21 protein-coding genes are annotated in these 18,461 nt (G+C 69.8%); 12 read left to right on the top strand and 9 right to left on the bottom strand.

The window, feature by feature from the left end:
- Positions 1 to 78 precede the first annotated feature (78 nt).
- A complete protein-coding gene (locus ACOZ35_RS15050; RefSeq protein WP_424014319.1) occupies positions 79 to 810 on the top strand; it encodes a DUF5781 family protein in 732 nt (243 codons plus the stop codon).
- Between the two features lie 478 nt (positions 811 to 1,288).
- Here the strand turns inward: ACOZ35_RS15050 and ACOZ35_RS15045 are convergent, their stop codons facing one another.
- Complete coding sequence (locus ACOZ35_RS15045) at positions 1,289 to 2,713, bottom strand: hemolysin family protein (RefSeq protein WP_424014318.1); 1,425 nt, start codon at positions 2,711 to 2,713, stop codon at positions 1,289 to 1,291.
- Positions 2,714 to 2,999: 286 nt separating this feature from the next.
- Here ACOZ35_RS15045 and ACOZ35_RS15040 point away from each other — a divergent pair, with 286 nt between their 5' ends.
- The 3 genes from ACOZ35_RS15040 to ACOZ35_RS15030 all read left to right on the top strand — a co-directional run bounded on the left by ACOZ35_RS15040 (position 3,000) and on the right by ACOZ35_RS15030 (position 4,484).
- Positions 3,000 to 3,260: a glutaredoxin family protein gene (locus ACOZ35_RS15040; protein WP_424014317.1), complete on the top strand. Its 261-nt coding sequence runs from the start codon at positions 3,000 to 3,002 to the stop codon at positions 3,258 to 3,260.
- 1 nt (position 3,261) lies between these two features.
- A complete protein-coding gene (locus tag ACOZ35_RS15035) occupies positions 3,262 to 3,771 on the top strand; it encodes a redoxin domain-containing protein (protein ID WP_424014316.1) in 510 nt (169 codons plus the stop codon).
- Between the two features lie 83 nt (positions 3,772 to 3,854).
- Entirely contained in the window at positions 3,855 to 4,484 is a 630-nt protein-coding gene (locus ACOZ35_RS15030; protein WP_424014315.1) for an L-threonylcarbamoyladenylate synthase, read from the top strand.
- A gap of 32 nt (positions 4,485 to 4,516) precedes the next feature.
- Here the strand turns inward: ACOZ35_RS15030 and ACOZ35_RS15025 are convergent, their stop codons facing one another.
- The 4 genes from ACOZ35_RS15025 to ACOZ35_RS15010 all read right to left on the bottom strand — a co-directional run bounded on the left by ACOZ35_RS15025 (position 4,517) and on the right by ACOZ35_RS15010 (position 7,913).
- Entirely contained in the window at positions 4,517 to 4,783 is a 267-nt protein-coding gene (locus ACOZ35_RS15025) for an HAH_0734 family protein (RefSeq protein ID WP_424014314.1), read from the bottom strand.
- A 153-nt stretch (positions 4,784 to 4,936) separates the two neighbouring features.
- A complete protein-coding gene (locus ACOZ35_RS15020) occupies positions 4,937 to 5,680 on the bottom strand; it encodes a creatininase family protein (RefSeq protein ID WP_424014313.1) in 744 nt (247 codons plus the stop codon).
- 102 nt (positions 5,681 to 5,782) lie between these two features.
- On the bottom strand, positions 5,783 to 7,603 hold the full coding sequence (locus ACOZ35_RS15015) for a ribosome biogenesis/translation initiation ATPase RLI (protein ID WP_424014312.1): 1,821 nt from the start codon (positions 7,601 to 7,603) through the stop codon (positions 5,783 to 5,785).
- A gap of 1 nt (position 7,604) precedes the next feature.
- Positions 7,605 to 7,913 (bottom strand): hypothetical protein, encoded by a 309-nt coding sequence (locus ACOZ35_RS15010; RefSeq protein WP_424014311.1) that lies wholly within the window; start codon positions 7,911 to 7,913, stop codon positions 7,605 to 7,607.
- A gap of 284 nt (positions 7,914 to 8,197) precedes the next feature.
- On the opposite strand from ACOZ35_RS15010, the gene ACOZ35_RS15005 reads away from it, so the two are divergent.
- Complete coding sequence (locus ACOZ35_RS15005) at positions 8,198 to 8,479, top strand: MarR family transcriptional regulator (RefSeq protein ID WP_004598013.1); 282 nt, start codon at positions 8,198 to 8,200, stop codon at positions 8,477 to 8,479.
- A gap of 103 nt (positions 8,480 to 8,582) precedes the next feature.
- Here ACOZ35_RS15005 and ACOZ35_RS15000 read toward each other — a convergent pair whose 3' ends face one another.
- Positions 8,583 to 8,888, bottom strand: coding sequence for a DUF7536 family protein (locus tag ACOZ35_RS15000; RefSeq protein ID WP_424014310.1), 306 nt, complete (start codon positions 8,886 to 8,888; stop codon positions 8,583 to 8,585).
- Positions 8,889 to 9,029: 141 nt separating this feature from the next.
- Here ACOZ35_RS15000 and ACOZ35_RS14995 point away from each other — a divergent pair, with 141 nt between their 5' ends.
- Complete coding sequence (locus tag ACOZ35_RS14995; RefSeq protein ID WP_424014309.1) at positions 9,030 to 10,004, top strand: C-terminal binding protein; 975 nt, start codon at positions 9,030 to 9,032, stop codon at positions 10,002 to 10,004.
- Between the two features lie 31 nt (positions 10,005 to 10,035).
- On the opposite strand, the gene ACOZ35_RS14990 is transcribed toward ACOZ35_RS14995, so the two are convergent.
- Positions 10,036 to 10,893: a DUF6663 family protein gene (locus ACOZ35_RS14990; protein ID WP_424014308.1), complete on the bottom strand. Its 858-nt coding sequence runs from the start codon at positions 10,891 to 10,893 to the stop codon at positions 10,036 to 10,038.
- Between the two features lie 144 nt (positions 10,894 to 11,037).
- Between ACOZ35_RS14990 and ACOZ35_RS14985 the strand changes: the two genes are divergently transcribed.
- On the top strand, positions 11,038 to 11,727 hold the full coding sequence (locus tag ACOZ35_RS14985; RefSeq protein ID WP_424014307.1) for a methyltransferase domain-containing protein: 690 nt from the start codon (positions 11,038 to 11,040) through the stop codon (positions 11,725 to 11,727).
- 27 nt (positions 11,728 to 11,754) lie between these two features.
- On the opposite strand, the gene ACOZ35_RS14980 is transcribed toward ACOZ35_RS14985, so the two are convergent.
- Positions 11,755 to 12,201 carry a type IV pilin gene (locus ACOZ35_RS14980; RefSeq protein WP_424016081.1) on the bottom strand — a complete coding sequence of 149 codons (447 nt, stop codon included), beginning with the start codon at positions 12,199 to 12,201 and terminating at the stop codon, positions 11,755 to 11,757.
- Positions 12,202 to 12,295: 94 nt separating this feature from the next.
- Positions 12,296 to 13,603, bottom strand: coding sequence for a DUF7094 domain-containing protein (locus ACOZ35_RS14975; RefSeq protein WP_424014306.1), 1,308 nt, complete (start codon positions 13,601 to 13,603; stop codon positions 12,296 to 12,298).
- A 180-nt stretch (positions 13,604 to 13,783) separates the two neighbouring features.
- Between ACOZ35_RS14975 and ACOZ35_RS14970 the strand changes: the two genes are divergently transcribed.
- From ACOZ35_RS14970 to ACOZ35_RS14950, 5 genes are all read left to right on the top strand, one after another.
- On the top strand, positions 13,784 to 15,211 hold the full coding sequence (locus tag ACOZ35_RS14970) for a helix-turn-helix transcriptional regulator (RefSeq protein WP_424014305.1): 1,428 nt from the start codon (positions 13,784 to 13,786) through the stop codon (positions 15,209 to 15,211).
- Positions 15,212 to 15,352: 141 nt separating this feature from the next.
- A complete protein-coding gene (locus ACOZ35_RS14965) occupies positions 15,353 to 16,141 on the top strand; it encodes an electron transfer flavoprotein subunit beta/FixA family protein (RefSeq protein WP_424014304.1) in 789 nt (262 codons plus the stop codon).
- Entirely contained in the window at positions 16,138 to 17,085 is a 948-nt protein-coding gene (locus ACOZ35_RS14960; RefSeq protein WP_424014303.1) for an electron transfer flavoprotein subunit alpha/FixB family protein, read from the top strand. Before ACOZ35_RS14965 ends, ACOZ35_RS14960 begins: the two co-directional genes overlap by 4 nt.
- A gap of 84 nt (positions 17,086 to 17,169) precedes the next feature.
- Positions 17,170 to 18,093 (top strand): DUF5995 family protein, encoded by a 924-nt coding sequence (locus tag ACOZ35_RS14955; RefSeq protein WP_424014302.1) that lies wholly within the window; start codon positions 17,170 to 17,172, stop codon positions 18,091 to 18,093.
- Between the two features lie 109 nt (positions 18,094 to 18,202).
- A complete protein-coding gene (locus ACOZ35_RS14950; RefSeq protein WP_424014301.1) occupies positions 18,203 to 18,457 on the top strand; it encodes a hypothetical protein in 255 nt (84 codons plus the stop codon).
- Positions 18,458 to 18,461 lie beyond the last annotated feature (4 nt).

Genomic DNA, 18,461 nt, shown 5'->3' with positions numbered 1-18,461 from the left:
TCGGCTCCCGACGCGTCGGCGATCCGGGGTTCCACGAGCGCAAGAGACTTACCGCCTCCCCCCGTGTGAACTGTACGCATGGATCTTCGCGTTCAGGGGGACGTACCCCCCGACCCGTTTCTCGGCGCCGCGGACCTCTTCGAGACCGAGCGCTCCGTGGAGGCGCCGGTCCGCGTCGTGGTCCGTGAGGACCCGGACGAGCGGACCTGGGCCGGCCACTACGACGACCACCACGTCCTGAACGTCTCGCGGCGGGCCGCCACGAGCGCGATGGCGCGCGAGCTGGCGATCCACGAGCTCGCGCACATGGCCCGGTACGAGGAGGGCCACCCCTCGCACCTCCAGTCGACGGAGGAGGCGCTGTACCTCGGCCTCTCCGGCGAGAAGGTCGAGCGCCGGAAGCTCGCACACTGCTACCAGATCGCGAACCACATGAAGGACATCTACGCCGACGACATCACGCTCTCGGTGGCGCCCGCTGACAAGCTCCTCGGGTTCCTCGAATCGACGCTGGCGGCCGCGGTCGCGGACCGGCCCGACGTGTCGCGCACCGGCTCGCCGCCCGTGACGGCCGGCGCCGACCCGGAGATAACGGCCGTCAACGCCGCGTTCGCGCTCGCCCTTGTCGAGCGGCACGACATCGCCGGCCCCGACCACCGCATCTACGACCTCGCGCGCGCGGCCGGCAGCGACACCGACGCCGTCGACGTCGACGCATTTAAAGACAGATTCCTCGACCTCGGCCACGACCCCTCCGAGAGCGACTACCGGAAGGCGCTCGTCGCGGCCGCCCGCGCCTACGCAGTTTAAAAACGGAACGCGGCGCACGGACGGTCGAGTCGCGGACGACGCCTTTTCGAGCCGAGACCGACCGCGGCGACTACTTATAAATAAAACAGCGGTGGCGCGTGCCTGCGAGCGGCCGCCATCGGCGGCCGCGAGTCAGCACGCGCGAGGGACGCGGTGAGCGACGCGGGCGACCGGAGGGAGCCCCGAGCGAACCGCGAGGCTGGGGAGGCGTGAGGCTGCGGAGCGGTGCGGGGCGGGACTCAAAGGGGCAGCCGCGAGGACGGCGCAGACGACGGAAGCACCGCAGCGAGCAGAGCGAGCGAGGAGCGCAACGAGTGTGCGCCGTCCTCGCGGCTGGGGCTTTGGTGGTGTTGTCAGCGGATCTGGATTCAGCCATTTATAAACGAGTAGCTGGCACTTCGGCCGCGTTTGCGACTAAAACGGCGACAACCGCTTATAAACAGTCACTCCGCTCTCCGAAACCCTCGGACTCCGCGTCTTATTCCGCGTCGTTCTGCGTGGGCTCGCCGTCGCCGTCCGCCTCGACCGCCGCGTCCCCGTCGGTCGAGTCGGCCGTCTCCACGGAGGCGGTCGAGTCCGCCGCCGCGGCGCCGCCGTCGAGGACGGTGACGCGCGCGGACATGATACGGGTGTTGTCGACGCGCTCGATGCGGATCCGGATCTCGTCGAACTCGATCTCCTCGCCCTCCTCGACGAGGCGCCCCGCGCGGTTGAAGACGAAGCCGGCGAGCGTCTCGAACTCCTCGCCCTCGGGGAGGTCGATCCCGAGTATCTCGTTGACTTCGTCGATGTTCACCTCGCCTTGAACGACCGCGACGTTGTCGTCGACGAACTCCACCGGTGCCTCCTCGTCGCCCTCCAGAATCTCGCCGACGATCTCCTCGACCATATCCTCTAAGGTGATGATCCCCTCCGTGGTCCCGAACTCGTCGATGACGGTGACCATCTGGAGGCGGTTGTCCTGCATCTCCGCGAGCAGCTCGTCGGCGTTTTTCGACTCGGGGACGTGGAGCGTGGGCTTGACGACGCGCTCTAAGGAGGGCGTCCCCTCGGAGTAGCGCAGCTCGCGGACCAGGTCGCGCACCGTCACCACGCCGATGATGTTGTCGAGGTTCCCCTCGTAGACGGGGACGCGCTCGTGGTCGGCCTGGATACACGTCTCGATCGCCTCCTCGACGGAGTCCTCCTTCGCAACGGCGGTGACGTCGAGCCGCGGCGTCATCACCTCCTTGGCGATGGTGTTGTTGAACCGGAAGATGCGGTCGAGCATCTCCCGCTCCTCCTCCTCGATGACGCCCTCGCGCTCGCCCGTCTCGATGATGTCCTGAATTTCGTCGCGGGTGACGTACGTCGACTCGATGGCCGCCGAGCCGCCGATGATGCTGTTGACCCCCTTGACGATGTAGTCGAAGAGGACCACGAGCGGGTACAGCGCGTATTCGGAGGCCTTCAGCGGCCGAGCGATCCGGAGCGCCCACGACTCGGTGTTCTCGACGGCGTACGACTTGGGCGCGCTCTCGCCGAAGATCAGCACGAGCGTCGTGATCCCGAACGTCGTCGCCAGCACCGACTCCCCCCGCGAGAGGTAGATCCCGAACAGCGCGGTGGCGATGGAGGTCATCGCCACGTTGACGATGTTGTTACCGACGAGGATCGTCACCAGCAGCCGGTGGGGGTTCTGTTTCATCTCGCGGATCGTCTCCGCGCCCGTCACCCCCTCGTCGACGAGGCTGTCGATGCGGTGTTGCGGCAGCGAGAACATCGCGATCTCGGACGAGGAGAAAAACGCCGAGAGCCCGACTAAAAAGAGGATCGCGACGACGCCGAGCGCGGTGATAACCCCGTCGCCCGGCATCGGTACTTGGAGGACGTCGACCAGCGACGCAGTAGACGACAAGCCCATGTTCGTTTGTCTTCCGTCGGCCCGCGATTAAAGCGTTCCCTTCGAGTACCCGCGGCGCGCCCGTCCGTCGCCGCGCCGCGCGACGCTCGCCACACCCGCCTCGTCGACCCTCGCCGAGACGCGCGACGCTCGCCACACCCGCCTCGTCAACCCTCGCCGAGACGCGCGCCGCTCGCCACACCCGCCTCGTCGACCCTCGCCGCGCCGCGCGACGCTCACCGACCCCACCGCCCCCGAGGGTGCCGCTGCCGACACGATTACCCGTCTCGCGGGCGAATCACGCGACATGAGCGATCCACAGATCACCCTGTACCGGCTCCAGGCGTGTCCGTTCTGCGAGCGCGTGGTCCGGACGCTGAACGAGCTCGGCGTAGAGTACCGCTCACGGTACGTCGAGCCGATGCACTCCGAGCGCAACGTCGTCAAGCGCGTCTCCGGCGCCCGGAGCGTCCCGGCGATCGTCGACCGCGAGACCGGCGTTACCATGTCCGAGAGTGCGAACATCGTCGAGTACCTGGAAGGGACCTACGGCGAGGGAGGTGCCTGAGATGGTCGACTTCGACGTCGTCTCCCTGCCCGAGGCCGACCACGTCGACGAGGGCGACACGGCGCCCAACTTCACCCGCCCGCTCGTGAACGGCGAGTACTGGGAGGACCGCGCGCTCGCCGACGTCGTCGACGGCCCGACGCTCCTGCTGTTCCACCCGATGGACGGCACCTTCCAGGGGACGTACCTCTACAACACGGTCGACGACAACGAGTGGAGCGACGACCTCGACGTCCTCGGCGTCTCCATCTCGACGCCGTACGCGCACAAGCGCCTGCTCGCCGAGCGCGGCGACGGCGTCCGGATCTTCTCGGACCCGGGCGCAGACGTGGTCGAGGAGTACGGCCTCGCACACGATATCGACGGGATGACGGGGATCACGGAGAGCCGCCCCGCCGTCTTCCTCCTCGATTCCGACCGCACCGTCGAGTACGCGTGGGTCGCGAGCGAACACCCCGAGTTCCCCGACGCCGAGGCAATTGGCGACGCGGTCGCCGACCTCGTCGACTGATTGGAGGAGCGATTCCCTCTCGATCGATTCCGGGATCGCACCCACTCGTCACCCTTTTTCAACTCGCCGCCGAACGGACGCGCGTGACCGCCGACACGAGCGACGACCGACCGGACCGATCCGACGAGCTGCGCGCGGCGGCCGCCGCCGTCGACCGCGGCGAGCTCGTCGTCTACCCGACCGAGACGGTGTACGGGCTGGGCGCCGACGCGCTCGACCCCGACGCCGTCGAACGCGTCTTCGAGCTGAAGGGCCGCGACCGGTCGAACCCGCTCTCGCTCGGCGTCGCGAACGTCGACGACGCGCTCCGCTACACTCGGCCGACCGAGCGCGCGGTCGCCTTCGCGAGGGCGTTCCTCCCGGGACCGGTGACCGTCGTCGTCGAGCGCGGCGACCGCGTGCCCGACACGCTCACCGCCGGGCGCGACCGCGTCGGGATCCGCGTGCCAGATCACGACCTCGCGCGGGCGCTGCTGGACGAGACCGGCCCGCTCACCGCGACGAGCGCCAACGTCTCCGGCACGGGCAGCGTCACGGACCCGAGCGACCTCGACGACCGGATCCGCGACGGCGTCGCCGCCGTGATCGACGACGGGGAGGCTCCCGGCACCGAGAGCACCGTCGTCGACCCCGAGGCGGGGACGATCCACCGGCGCGGCGCGATGGCCGGCGCCATCGAGGCGTGGCTGGCGGACCCGCCGGTAGAGGAGTAGGACGGCCCGAGAAAAGCGTTCGTTCGCGCCGTTTAGACGGACAGCTCGCCCTTCGCTTTGATCACGTTCAGGTCCTCGGCGTCGACCGTCTCGACGTCGAGCCAGTGGGGGACGTACTCGCGTTTGTCGTACGCCTCGCGCTCGTCTTCGGTGCCGACGGTACACCAGAGCTGCGGCTCGTCCGGGCCGTGCCAGCCGCCCTGAACGTTGATTCCGAAACAGACCAGCTCCTCGCCGTCGTGCTCGATCACCGCGTCCCGCCGGATGTCGGGGTCGCCGCGGATGATGAGGTGGTGCATGTGCCAGCGTTCGCGTGTTCCGGGCTTAATCGCTTCGATAGTGAGGATCGGATCACGGGGATCGCGGCGGTGCCGCGCGCGAGCTGACGAGCCGCCTTCCTCTCACTATCCTTGATCTCTCACTATCCTTGATCTCTCACTATCCTTGATCTCTCACCATCCGCGATCGAGGTCCTCGACGAGCGCGCCGAGGATCTCGCGGGTCGTCGCGGCGACGATCGGTTCGAGCGCGTCCGGGTCGCTGTTCGTCGGGTCGCCGTGCCCGCCCAGTTCCGTCACCTCGTCGAAGTACTCGTAGCTCCGCGTTCGGGGCATCTCGTCGGCCTCCTGCGGCTCCTTCTTCTCCGTCCGAACGAGGTCCGGGCGGTACAGCTCGACGAAGCTCGTCTCGTGGTCGCCCGCGTGGCCCCACCCCTCCCCGTACGCCTCCTCTAAGTCCTCCCGCGCGAAGTCCGTCCAGTGAACGAAATGGACCGTGAGGTCGGTGTCGCGGCCGAGGCGGTCGGCAGCGACCGACAGCGGCTCGCGGTTCCCGCCGTGGCAGTTGACGATGAGCAGCCGGTCGACGCCGTGTTCGGCCACCGACTCGCCGATCTCGCGGACGACGTCGACGTACGTCTCCGTCGAGAGGGTGATCGTCCCCGGGAACCGCATGTGGTGTTCCGACTGGCCGTACGGCAGCGTCGGGAGCCGCAGCAGATCGAGGTCGAACTCGTCGGCGGCGGCGCCGAGCTCGGCGGTGAGATGGTCAGCGCGCAGCGTGTCGGTCGACACAGGGAGGTGCGGGCCGTGCTGTTCGATGCTGCCGGTCGGGAGGACCGCGAAGTCGGCGTCGTCGATCGCGTCCCCGGCGTCCTCCCAGGTCATGCCGAACAGGTCGGCGTCCGTCTCGGGCATGGCGGGGACTCCGGAGTCGGGCGAGGAAAGGTTCGGGGTAGCGGCGAAGAGAGGGCCGAGGAGCGGAAGAAGGAAGGGGGGACCGACGGCTCGGCGACCGCCTCACCCCGAGTAGTAGTACTCGCCGTCGCGCTTCTGCTGGCTGTCGAGCTGCGACCCCGGCTTGTTGATCCGGGGGCGGCCCGTACGCTCGTCGCGGCGGAAGGTGATCTCGAGGTCGGCGAGGAACTCGTTCATGCCGTCGCGCATGTCCTGGGGCGGCGCCGCGCGCCCGCGCTCGGCCGGCTCGCCGTCGAACACCATCAGGCGGTCGGCGAGCAGGTCGATCATGTAGATGTCGTGGTCGATCACCATCACGGTCGCGTCGTGGTTCTCGGCGTACCGGCGGATCGCGGTCGTGGCACGGACGCGCTGCTCAACGTCAAGGTGTGCGGAGGGCTCGTCGAGCAGATAGAGGTCGGCGTCGTCGGAGAGACAGGCCGCGATGGCGACGCGCTGGCGCTCCCCGCCCGAGAGGTCCGAGAGGTTCTGCTCCATCACGCGCTCCAGCTGGAGCGGCTGCGCGATCTCGGTGTTCCAGTAGGAGGAGCCGAACTCGTCGGTGATCGAAGAGAGGAACGCGTCGACCCGCATGTGCTGGTCGATGTCGATGTACTGCGGCTTGTAAGAGATGTCGAGCGCGAAGTCGAGCTCGCCCTCGTCGGGCTCCAGATCGCCCGTGAACAGCTGCGCGAGCGTGGACTTCCCGATCCCGTTCGGACCGACGATGCCCAGCACCTCGGAGCGGTTGATCTCGCCGCCCTCGACGCGGAGCTCGAACTCGCCGTCGCCGTACGACTTCCGGAGGTCGGGGTACTCGATCAGCGTCTCGCTCCGGGAGGCGACCCGCGGCGCGTGCTCCTCGAAGGTGATCGCCGACGGGCGGATCCGCATGTTCTCGTTGTCGAGGTACCCCTTCAGGTACTCGTTAATTCCCTTCCGGACGGATTTCGGGTCGGTGATGACCCCGTACGCGCCCGGCTCCCCGTACGCGACGTGGAGGGTGTCGGCGAGCAGGTCGAGGATGGCGAGGTCGTGTTCGACGACAAGCATCGACCGGTCCGCGGCGTCGTCGTCCGCCAGCTCGCGGATGAGCCGGGCGACGATCATCCGCTGACCGATGTCGAGGTACGGCGTGATCTCGTCGAGGAAGTAGAAGTCGGCGTCGCGGGCGAGACACGCCGCGATGGCGACGCGCTGGAGCTCGCCGCCGGAGATGGAGTCGATGTCCTGGTCCATCACCGGCCGGATGTTGAGCCGGTCGACGAGGTCGTCGAGCGCGCCGCGCTCGTCGGTCCGCTCCAGCAGCTCGCGGGTGTTCCCGTCGAACTGGTTCGGGATCTGGTCGACGTACTGCGGCTTGCGCGCGACCGTCACGTCGCCGTCGCGGAGCGACTCGAGGTAGTTCTGGAGCCCGGTGCCGCGGAAGCGGTCGAGGACGCGCTCCCAGTCGCCGTCGGCGGCGTAGTCGCCGAGGTTCGGGACCATCTCGCCGGCGAGCGCGTGGACCGCGGTCGACTTCCCGATCCCGTTCGGCCCGAGAATGCCGGTGACGCTGCCCGGCTCCGGCGTCGGGAGGCCGTACAGCGAGAAGGCGTTGTCGCCGTAGCGGTGGACCGGGTCGTCGTCGAGCTCGGAGGGGAGGTTGATGATCTCGATCGCGTCGAACGGACAGGAGTTGACGCAGATGCCGCAGGTCTCGCCCAGGCAGATCTCCTCGGAGATGTGGATCTGGTCCGGGTCGCCCTCTTCGGTGTCCTCGCCCCGCTTCGTGATGCACTCCTTGCCCGTCCGGTTGGGCGGGCAGTCCTTCATACACTCGTAGTTACAGCGGTCGGGCTGACACCGATCGAGGTCCACGACCGCGATGCTGTCGTCGGCCATCTCAGACCCCCAGGTCGACGGCGGACGTCAGCAGGACGGTGTAGCTGATGAACCAGAGGGTGAACGTGAGAAACGCCACGTAGAGGTTGTCTTTGATCCCGAGGTCGCCGACGCCGATCGCCTTGAATATCGGGTACTGCGCGATGACGAACGCCCCCAGCACGAACACCGCGGTGGTGCTCGCGGCGGACGCCGGATCGGTGCCGACGTAGACAGCCGAGACGACGCCGGCCGCGATCCCGGCGAGACAGCAGATGGTCGTGACGACCACGCCGCGCGCGTGGTCGGACAGGCCCGAATCGTCGCTCATGCCTTCGGATCCGCGAGCGCCCGTGAAAAGCCGTTCGTTCCGACCGCCGCCCGCGACCGCGAGGGGGTGCCGCCGGTGCCGCTCCGTTCGTCGGCCCGCTGCGCGACGGCGCGGCCGAGGCGCGCGCGAGCTAAATCGCTGACTGACTGGTCAGTCCAGCGGCCATTTACCAGAGAATTCTTCCGGTTTTCGGCGCGGAATGCGGCTGATTTCGCCGGTAAACGCCGCTCAGACGGGGAAGCTCCATCAACATTTATGAGCGTGTGCGGTTTCGAATCGTAACGATGGAAGGAACTCAAACGGAGGGGCTCGACGACCTCCCACCGAGCGCCAAACTCGTCTTCAAGGTGCTCGAGTACAACGGACCGTTGACCCAGAAGGGGATCGTCCAAGAGTCGATGCTGTCGGCCCGCACCGTCCGGTACGCGCTCGAACGGCTCGAGGGGATCGGCGTCGTCGACGAGGACGTCTACTTCGCGGACGCCAGACAGAATCTCTACAAGCTCACGGAGCCGGCCCAGGAGTTCACCGCCGACGAGAGCGAGGCCTCCTGCACCGCCGACTGACGCGCTGATCGGAGCCGTCCGCACGGTCTCTGTCTTTTACGCACCCGCGCCGATGACCCCGAGCGGCGCGTCGCCGCTGCGCCTGCCACCTCGCGAGGCTCGGCTACTCCGGACGCTCCGCCCCGCCCTCGCGCGCGCCGCGGACCGCCGCCGCTATCGTCAGGACGACCGCCACCGACAGCGCCGACGTCGCCGCCAGCACGAACGCGAGCAGGAGGAACCAGACGTCCGGGCCGAACAGCGGGTAGTCGCGCGTATCGATCACCGGCCCGAGCAGTTCGAGGGTCCGGACGAGGTACAAAAGCGCGGCGAGCAGCGCGCCGGCCGCCGCGCCGACGCGGACGTTGCGGTAGAACGACAGCGACTCCAGGAGAACCAGCATCGGCGGCTTCGAACTGTCCTCGCTCACGAGGGGTCGTACGGCCGGCGACCGCAAAGAGCCATCGGAACGCGACGCGTGTGGCGACGTCCTTCACGATCGAAACGGACGTACGAGGGCCTGACAGCGTCAGTGACAGCCGTCAAGTGGGTCGGCGGGGAACCGACGCGTATGCCCAGAGTCGTGCTGTCGGCGTTCCCGATGATAGACCCGGAGACGTACCGCGAAGTCCTCGCCGACGCCGTCGACGAGCCGGTCGACATCGAGGTCGCGGAACTGGGGTCGACCGAGCGGCTGATCGAGGCGGCGGCCGGCGCCGACGCGGTCGTCACCGACATCAACACGCCCGTCACCGAGGCGGCGCTCGACGCCTTGGATCTCCGGGTCGTCGTTCGCTCGGCCGTCGGCGTGGACAACATCGACGTCGCGGCGGCCGCGGAGCGCGGCGTGGCCGTCACCCGGGTGCCCGACTACTGCACCGAGGAGGTGGCGACCCACTCCGTCTCGCTGCTTTTCGCCTGTCTCCGCTCGCTGAAGCCGTACGACGACGCGGTCGAAGCGGGCGAGTGGAGCTGGGAGGTCGGCACCCCGGTCCGGCGCGTGAGTGCGTCGACGATCGGCCTGCTCTCGTTCGGGCCGATCGCTCAGCAAGCGGCCGAACAGCTCGCCGGGTTCGGCGCCGACCTCGTGGCGTACGACCCGTTCGTCGACGCCGACGAAATGGCCGACTACGGCGTCGAGAAGGTCGACTTCGAGGCGCTGTTCGACCGTGCGGACCACGTCGGCGTCTACGCCCCCCTGACGGACGCGACGCGGGGGATCGTCGACGCGGACGCGCTGGCTCGGCTGAGCGAGGACTCGGTCGTCGTCAACGTGAGCCGCGGGCCGGTCGTCGATTCGGACGCGCTGCTCGACGCGCTTGAGGCGGACGAGATCAAGGCCGCCGGCCTCGACGTGCTCGCCGAGGAACCGCCGGAGGATGACCCACTCGTCGGCCGCGACGACACGGTCGTCACGCCGCACGCCGCGTGGTACAGCGAGGAGGCGAGAGACGACCTGAACCGGAGCGGCGCCGCCGACGTGGCGGCCGTGTTGAACGGCGAGATGCCGGACGGTCGGGTCGACCCCGACGCGGACTGGCTGTGACGCGGCGGTGGGCCGCAGGAGGCGAGACAGGCTAGAGGCGGTCGAGTGCGTCGAAGTCGTCGTCGGGATCGTCGCCCTCGCCGCTCTCGTCCGAACCGCCGGGGACGGTCGGGTCGCCGCCGTCGCCGCCCGGGTAGCTCGCGTCGAGCCCCGCAGCGAGGCCGGGACCGAGGTCGTAGGTGTCCCGGACCGTCTGCGCGAGGACGCCGTCGCGGTCGAAGACGACGTAGACGGCGACGAACTCGTGTTCCGCGGGGCGTAACACGAACACCTCCCGCGGGTCGTCGTCGTCCCGCGACTCGTTCACGCGCGCGACGAGGGGTTCGATCGGGAGCCGGCCCGTCCGCACCTCGCCGAAAGTGTCGCTGCCGGGCGCGTCGGCGAAGAGGTACAGCGCGCCGTTGGGGTCGCCGTCGTTCGACCGGGTCGTGATCGAGCCGACGGGCTCGCCCTCGGCGCGGATCTGTTGCCACGTCTCGACGGCCGCCTCGAACATCCCCTCGACGCCGTCGGCGAAGCGGAACCGCGTCTCGCGGACGACGTCGACCTCGCGGAAGCGCGCGGAGCCGTCGGTCCACGCCAGCGTCGCCTCGACGACGAAGCCCGGCCGAAGCGCGTCGACGGCGTCGGCCAGCTCGCCCTCGTACCCCTCCGCGGTGGCGTAGAGGGGGTCGAAGCGGTCCTCGGCGTCGGGGGCCGTCGGGTCGACCGGCCCGTCGGCGAGTTCGACGAGGACGAACTCCTCGTCGCCGTCGACGCCGGTCGCGGCCGCCCCGTCGTCGGCGCCGCTCCCCGTCTCGTCGACCGCGCCGGTCCCGTCCCCGTCGTCGATGTCCGGCCGCTGGCGGCGGTCGTGGACGCGGAACCGGCCGCTCGTCGTCGGGTCCATACCCGTCGGTGGGGCGGCGGGCGGAAAAGCCGGTCGGAAGCGGAGCGGCGGGGTCGTGCGCCCCGGGTCCCGGTCGCGGATTCGTATCAGAACCCCCTCGCGGATCCGTGTCGTTATGGGGCCGCCGGTCCAAGGAACCTGTAAATGGGGATCCTCGAGAACAAGTCGAACGCCCGGCTCTTCTACAAGTACCTCTCGAAGGTGTACGACCGGGTCAACCGGTTCACCTGGACTGAGAAGATGCGCACGGAGGCGCTCTCGTGGCTGGAGTTCGGCGACAACCCCAAGGTCCTCGACGTCGGCTGCGGCACCGGGTTCGGGACCGAGGGGCTGCTCGAACACGCTGACGACATCCACGGTCTCGACCAGAGCGTCCACCAGATGGAGAAGGCGTTCGAGAAGTTCGGGAAACACGACCGCGTCAACTTCTACCGCGGCGACGCCGAGCGCCTCCCGTTCCGCGACGACACGTTCGATATCGTCTGGTCGTCCGGGTCCATCGAGTACTGGCCCAACCCGGTCGAGGGGCTCCGCGAACTCCGGCGCGTCGCGAAGCCCGGCGGGCAGGTGCTCGTCGTCGGCCCCGACTACCCGCACAACCCGATTCTTCAACGGGTGGCGGACGCGATCATGCTGTTTTACGACGCCGACGAGGCCGACCGGATGTTCGAGGCGGCCGGCTACGAGGAGTACGAACACCACATCCAGCAGGCCAGTTCCCAGAGCCCGCGAGCGATCACGACCGTCGCTCGGGTTTCGGGCGGCGACGAGACGGACGACGACTCGGCGTCGATCGCCGCGGACGCGGACACCTCGGCGCCCGACGCCGAGTAGCCGCGCAGACACCACCGTACGTCCCTCTTACCCCTCCTCGACGGTCGTCTCCAGCGACGCGATCGGTTGGCCGTCGGTCGTGATTTCGACCGTGACCCGCCGCCCCGGTTCGAGCGTCGGGTCGTTGGTGTCAGCGACGCGGAACGTCGCCGTCTCCCCGACGCGCAGCGTGTCGCCGCCCGCGGCGTTGAACGCGCCGGTCGGTCCGGGGTGGAAGCCGGCGGCCGAGAAGAACGGGACCGGCGGCTGTTCGTCGAGCGGTTTGCCGTCGACGCTGACGCGGACCGTCACCGCAGAGACGTCGATCGGGTCGCCGCCGCGGTGCTCGATCGCGATCCGGTCGTCGGTCGCCGACAGCGACAGCACCGCCGAGGGCGGTACCGTCGCGCTCGGGCCGTCGAGCGTGGCGGCCGCGACGCCGCCGGCCAGCACGACCGTGATCGCGATGAGCAGCACGCCCGCGACGGGCGCCATCCCTCGGGCACGACGAACGGCTGGTGACACGGCGGCCCTGCGGCGGTTTCGCGTAAAAGGGTCGGCCCGAAAGGCGACGCCCCGAGTCGGGCCGTCACTCGTCGTCGACTGGCCGCGGCGTCGGGAGGGGCTCGATGTCGCCGAGGACGACGACACGGGGCTCGTCGACGACCGTGATGCGGTACGTCTCGGCCGGCGAGAGCGTCCGGACGACCCCGTCCTCGTCCGTGGTCCCGATCGCCTGGCTGTCGCCGCCGCCGACGGACTTGGTGACGGTGACGTCGGAGACCGGCTCGCCCGTCTCGTCGTCGAGGACGGTCACGGTCACCGGGCCACCGGAGTAGGTCCGCTCGACGCTGACGTTGAAGCCGTCGCCCGTTGCCCCGACCGGCTCGCTGTCGGGGAACGCGGCCAAGTCGATGCGCTGGTGCTCGACGAACACCTGTTCGGTCCCGCCGCTGACGAACGTCCGGAGGGTACCGAGCTCGTGGGGGATCGTGATCCGGTGGACGGAGCCCGCGCCGAAGGCGTCGGGCTCGCGGAGCGCCGCCGTCTCGGGGTAGGAATCCTCCGTCACCCCGATCGCGATGTCGTTCGAGATGTCGCTGCCCCCGCGGTCCCAGCGGTCGGTGCGGAACACCTCGCGGACGTACTCGCCGTCGACGACGGTGGCGAGCACGACGGCGCCCTGGCTCGACTGTACGTAGATGTCGCTCGGGCCGGTTTGGCCGCGGGCGATCGCGAGCGCGTGATCGCGGACCGGCCCCTCGTACACCTGAAGCGCCACCTGAAGCTCGTCGAGCCGACCGGGCGAACTGAAGCCGTCGGTCGCTTCGGCGAGCGCGTCGATCTCCTCGAGCCGCTCGTCGTACTCGCGGGCGGTCGCGGCCACGCGGACGAGCTCGTCGACCAGTTCGCGGTCGCTGAGTTCGCCGGACGCGTGGGCGCGGAACGCGTTCGCCTGTTGGCTGTTGAGCGCCACCTCGGCGCGCTCGACGCGGTTGATCTCCGCGAGGATCTGCTGTTGGCGCTCGACGCCCCCCTCGGCGCGTTCGATCCGGTCGACGACGGCCGCGGTCTCGAAGGCGGCGTCGGCGTCGGCTGTCGCGAACCCGAGCGACGATCCGAGGTCGGGACCGCGGGTGTATTCGCTGACGCGGGTCTCTGCGCCGACCGGCGTCGAGAGCGTCCGGAGCGTGAGGTTCGCCGTGTCGATCTGCGGCCTCGTCTGTCCGGTGGCGGTCGATGCCGAATCGGCGGACAGCGGGGAGTCAACGGAAACGGTCGAATCGGCGGCCGGCGCCGAATCGGCGGACTGCGAGACGGCGCCGGGCGCGGTGACGCCGGCGACCGGGGCCACGAGCAGCAGGACCGCGATCGTGGCGATCGGGAGGGCTCTCATCGTCTTGGAGTTCGCCCCGCGATACAAAAAGTCCACCCACTGCGGTCGGCCGGCGGATCGTGCGGGTCGGCGTCCCGGTCGAGCCGCAGCCCGCGAGTGCGAACGGGGACTCGGCCGGCCGTCTTGTCAAAAAACATCGTATGGAAAGCATTTTGCCCGGCGCGCGAGTGGCCCGAACGTATGCGGAACCCCGCCTTTCGCGCGCTCTTGGTCGCCCTCGTCGCGCTCGCGCTGGTTGCGAGCGCCGGCGGCGCGGCCGACGGTGCGGCCACGACTCCCTCCCCCCTCGACGCGGCCGAGACCCCGGCCCACGCGCCGGCCGTCGACGACGAACCGCGCGTCCGCGACTCGGTCGGCGACCGCTCGACGACGGTTCGCCAGCAGACCAGCGACGGCATCACGTCGCCGTCGACGACGCGGATCCGACTCGCGTTGAACCCCGATCGCAGCTCCGACTGGACCGTCGCGGTCCGGTACTCGCTGGCGGACGAGAACGAGACGAGGGTGTTCAGAGACGCCGGCGACCGCTTCCGCGACGGCGAGGTCGGCCCGAGCGCGGAGCTGTTCGAGGGGTTCCGCCGCGAGGCGAACCGGAACGTCGACCGGTCGATGGCGATCGAGGACGTCGAACGCGAGGTCGTCGTTCACGAGAACCCGGGCGAGTTCGACGTCGCCACGGAGGATGCGGTCGCGGTCGGCGAGCTCCGACTACACTTCACTTGGACGTCGTTCCTCGCGCAGGACGGCGAGAGCCTCGTCCTCGGGGACGCGCTGACGACGCCCGGCAACGAGACGTGGCTCCGAAGCCTCGAAGCGAGCCAGACGCTGGAGGTGGCGACGCCGGAAGGGTACACGGTCACCGGAACGCCGAGCAGCGCCGTGACGCAGCTCTCGGACGGCGACGTGATCATCGAGGGGCCCCAGACGTTCGAAGGAGGTGAGCCCGTGGTCATTGTGTACGGGCCCGCGGGCGCGGGCGCCCCGTGGACGATGTTGATAGCCGCGATCCTGCTCGCCGCGGTTCTCGTGGCCGGGAGCGTCGTCGGGTACCGCCGGATCAGCGACGGGGACAACGACCCGGACGAGTCGACCGCGAACGGCAGCGAGGAAGCGGCGAGCGGCGCCGAACGGGAGCCCACCGGCGACCCGAGCGCGGGCGGTGCTCCGGAAACCGGCGCCGGCGCGGCCGCGGCCGAAGCGGCGGACGACGAGGAGGAGGACCTCTCGCTGCTCTCGGACGAGGAGCGCGTCGAGCGGCTCCTCGACGCGAACGGCGGCCGGATGCGCCAGGCCGACATCGTCGCCGAGACCGGGTGGTCGGACGCGAAGGTGTCGCAGCTGCTCTCGGCGATGGCCGACGAGGGGCGCGTCGAGAAGCTCCGGCTCGGCCGCGAGAACCTCATCTCGCTGCCCGACGACGCGGAGGGCGAGGGCGGTTGGGAGGGTCGCGGCGGCTCGGTCGAGGACGGTCGTGGTGAGGACGGTCGCGATGAGGACGGTCGCGATGAGAACGGTCGCGGTGAGGACGGTCGCGATGAGGACGGTCGCGATGAGAACGGTCGCGGTGAGGACGGTCGCGATGAGGACGGTCGCGGCGGCGGCGAGTAGCGAAGCCGACGCCGACGGGGAGGAACGCGTTACCGTCCGCGTCGACCGTCTGACCGGGCACCGGCCGGACCGAGCGGAAACCGTTGGTCCGCCGTCGGCCGTTCCGAAAACCATTACAGGGCGAGCGACCGAGTATCGATCATGAAAGTTCTGGTGACCGTCAAGGAGGTCGCGGAGGCGGACGACGACTTCGCGATCGAGGGGACCGACATCGCCGAGTCTGACCTCGAGTACGACCTCAACGAGTGGGACGACTACGCTGTCGAGGCCGCCGTCCAGCTCGCCGAGGCCGGGATCGCAGACGAGGTCGTGACCGTCACCGTTGGCCCGGAGCGCGCCGAGGAGACGATCCGCATGGCGCTCGCGAAGGGCGCGGACCGCGCGGTCCGCGTGTGGGACGACGCGCTCGAGGGCGGGTTCGCCGACGTCGCCTCGAAGGTCGCACTGTTCGAGGCGGTCGTCGACGAGGAGGAGCCGGACCTGATCCTCGGCGGCGTCCAGGCCGCGGACACCGGCTTCGGCGCCACGGGCGTCGCGCTCGCGGAGCGGATCGGCTTCGAACACGCCGCGGTCGTCAACCACTTCGACGTGGACGCGGACGCGGGCGTCGCGCACGTCCACCGCGAGCTGGAAGGGGGCGTTGAGGAGCTGACCGACGTCGACCTCCCGGCCGTGTTGACCGTCCAGACCGGGCTCAACGAGCCGCGGTACGCGAGCCTCCGCGGCATCCGACAGGCCCAGCGCAAGGAGATCGCCGCGAAGGACCTCTCCGATCTCGGGCTGACCGCGGACGACGTCGAGAGCGCGCTGACGATCACCGAGATGTACGAGCCGGAGAGCGAGTCCGACGCGGAGATCATCGAAGGCGACGCCGGCGAGTCCGCGGGGCGCCTTGCCGAGGTCCTCCGCGAGAAGGGGGTGAGCGCGTGATGAGCGTGCTCGTCGCCGCCGAACACCGCCGCGGCGCGCTCCGAGACGTCACGTACGAGGCGATCACGGCCGGGCGAGAGCTGGCCGACGCGCGCGGCGGCGACCTCCACGTGGCCGTCGTCGGCGGCGACGTCGACGGGTTCGCGGAGGACCTCAACCGCGACGGCGTCGACGTCGTCCACGCGGTCGCGGACGGCGAGGAGTTCGACCACAACGCCTACCAGGCGGCGGTCTCGACGCTTGCGGACCGGATCGACGCCGGCGCGGTGGTGCTGCCGAACTCCGTCAACGGGCTCGACTACGCGCCCGCCCTCGCCGAGGACCTCGGCGTCCCGATCGCGACCGACACGGTCGGGATCGACTACGACGACGGGCTCACCGTCACCCGCGAGATGTACGGCTCGAAGGTTGAGACGACCGTCGACGTCGCCGGCGACCGGTTTGTCCTCACGGTCCGGGGCGGCGAGTGGCCGCCCGCGGAGGGCGTCGGCGACGCGACTGTCGAGGCGGCCGACGTCGACATCCCCGAGTCCGGTGCCCGTGTCACGGGCTTCGAGGAGGTCGGCGGCGGCGACGTCGACATCGCGGACGCCGACGTGCTCGTCTCGGTCGGGCGCGGCATCGAGGAGGAGGAGAACCTCGAACTCGTCGAGGAGCTCGCGGACGCGCTCGGCGCGACGCTGTCCGCCTCTCGGCCGATCGTCGACAACGGCTGGCTGCCGAAGAACCGACAGGTGGGCCAGTCGGGGAAGGTCGTCACGCCGGACGTGTACATCGCGATCGGCATCTCCGGCGCGGTCCAGCACGTCGCCGGGATGAAAGGATCCGACACCATCGTCGCGATCAACACCGACCCGAACGCGCCCATCTTCGACATCGCCGACTACGGGATCGTCGGCGACCTCTTCGACGTGGTGCCCGAGCTGATCGACGAGTTTACGTAAGCGAACCGGTCTCGCGCCGGCAGCAACGTTCTTAGACTCCGGCGGAGTACCGGACGGGCAGACGGCGTCCGCCGTCGGCTCCCGATGATCCCGATCCGTACTGCCGCCCCGAACGCGACGGAGGCCAGGGCGCTGCTCGCCGGTCTCCGACGGACGGTCGACGTCGACGCCGGCGCGGTCGTCGCGGAGCTGGCGGGCGAGGAACCGGACGCGGCGCTGCTCGATCTGGTGTCGGCGCCGTTCGCGTCCGTCGCCGATGTCGCCGAGCGGCTGGCGCGGACCGAGTCGTACCTCCGCGAGCGCGGCGACCGGCGCGCGGTGTTCCTCACGGTGTACAGCCGGATGACGGCCGCCGTCCGGACCGCAATCGGCGACGGCGCGTTCGTCGACCCCGAGTGGGCAGCGTCGTACCTCGTCGCCTTCGCGGAGCGCTACCGGCGAGCGCTGGTCGCGTTCGAGCGCCGGGCGTTCGACTCGCTCCCGCGGCCGTGGCTGATCGCCTTCGCCGCCGCGGCCCGCGGGGAGACGCTGGTCGCGCAGGACGCCCTGCTGGGCATCAACGCGCACATCACCTACGACCTCACGTACACGCTCGGCGACGCGGGTATCGACCCCGACCGCGACGCCAAGCGCGAGGACCACGACCGGATAAACGCGATTCTCGCGCGCCTCGTCCAGACCGCGCAGGACGCCCTCGTCGAGGCCTACGACGCGGTCGGGATCGCCGGGATCGACCGGCTGCTCGACCCCATCGACGACCGGCTGGCGCTGCTCGGCCTGCGGGGAGTCCGGGAGTTCGCCTGGCGGAACGCCGTGTTGCGCGCCGACCTCCCGGAGTGGGTCGGCGAGCCGTACGTCGACTGGCGGACCGAGACCGTCGCGACCGGCGCCGCCGCGGTCGTCGTCGCGCCCGAGTTCGACGCGACCGAGAGCGCGCGCCTGCGGGACGCGGAGGCCGACGCGGACGTGGCGAGCGCGCTCGTCGAAGCGGTCCAGCGGCGGATGTAACGGGCCCGCGGACCGTTCCAGCGGAGTCCAGACGTAACGAACCCGCACCCCCGGAGGCGCATCTGCCAAGGGAGAAACACCTATCACACTCGTCGCGGATCTGACGACTATGCCACATATTCGGGGGACGATCCACGGCGTCGCCGCGATGGTGATGCTCGTCGTCGGGTCGATGCTGACGAACACGGTCCGCGAGGAGTACGAGCTGTTCGCGCAGATCGCCGCGACGACCACGCACCTGCTCCTCAACGTCGCGGAGCTCCCGGTGTCGCGGGAGATCGCCGAGGTGGTCGTCCCCCTCGGCGTCCTGATGGGCGTCTGGGTGTTCGCCTACGAGCTCCAGCGAGTGTCGCGGAGCGAGTGACACC

This window comes from Halorubrum xinjiangense (assembly GCF_049604745.1).
Taxonomy (GTDB): domain Archaea; phylum Halobacteriota; class Halobacteria; order Halobacteriales; family Haloferacaceae; genus Halorubrum; species Halorubrum xinjiangense_A.
The sequence above is the reverse complement of the archived record's forward strand: the minus strand, read 5'-3'. Positions and strand labels throughout refer to the sequence as shown.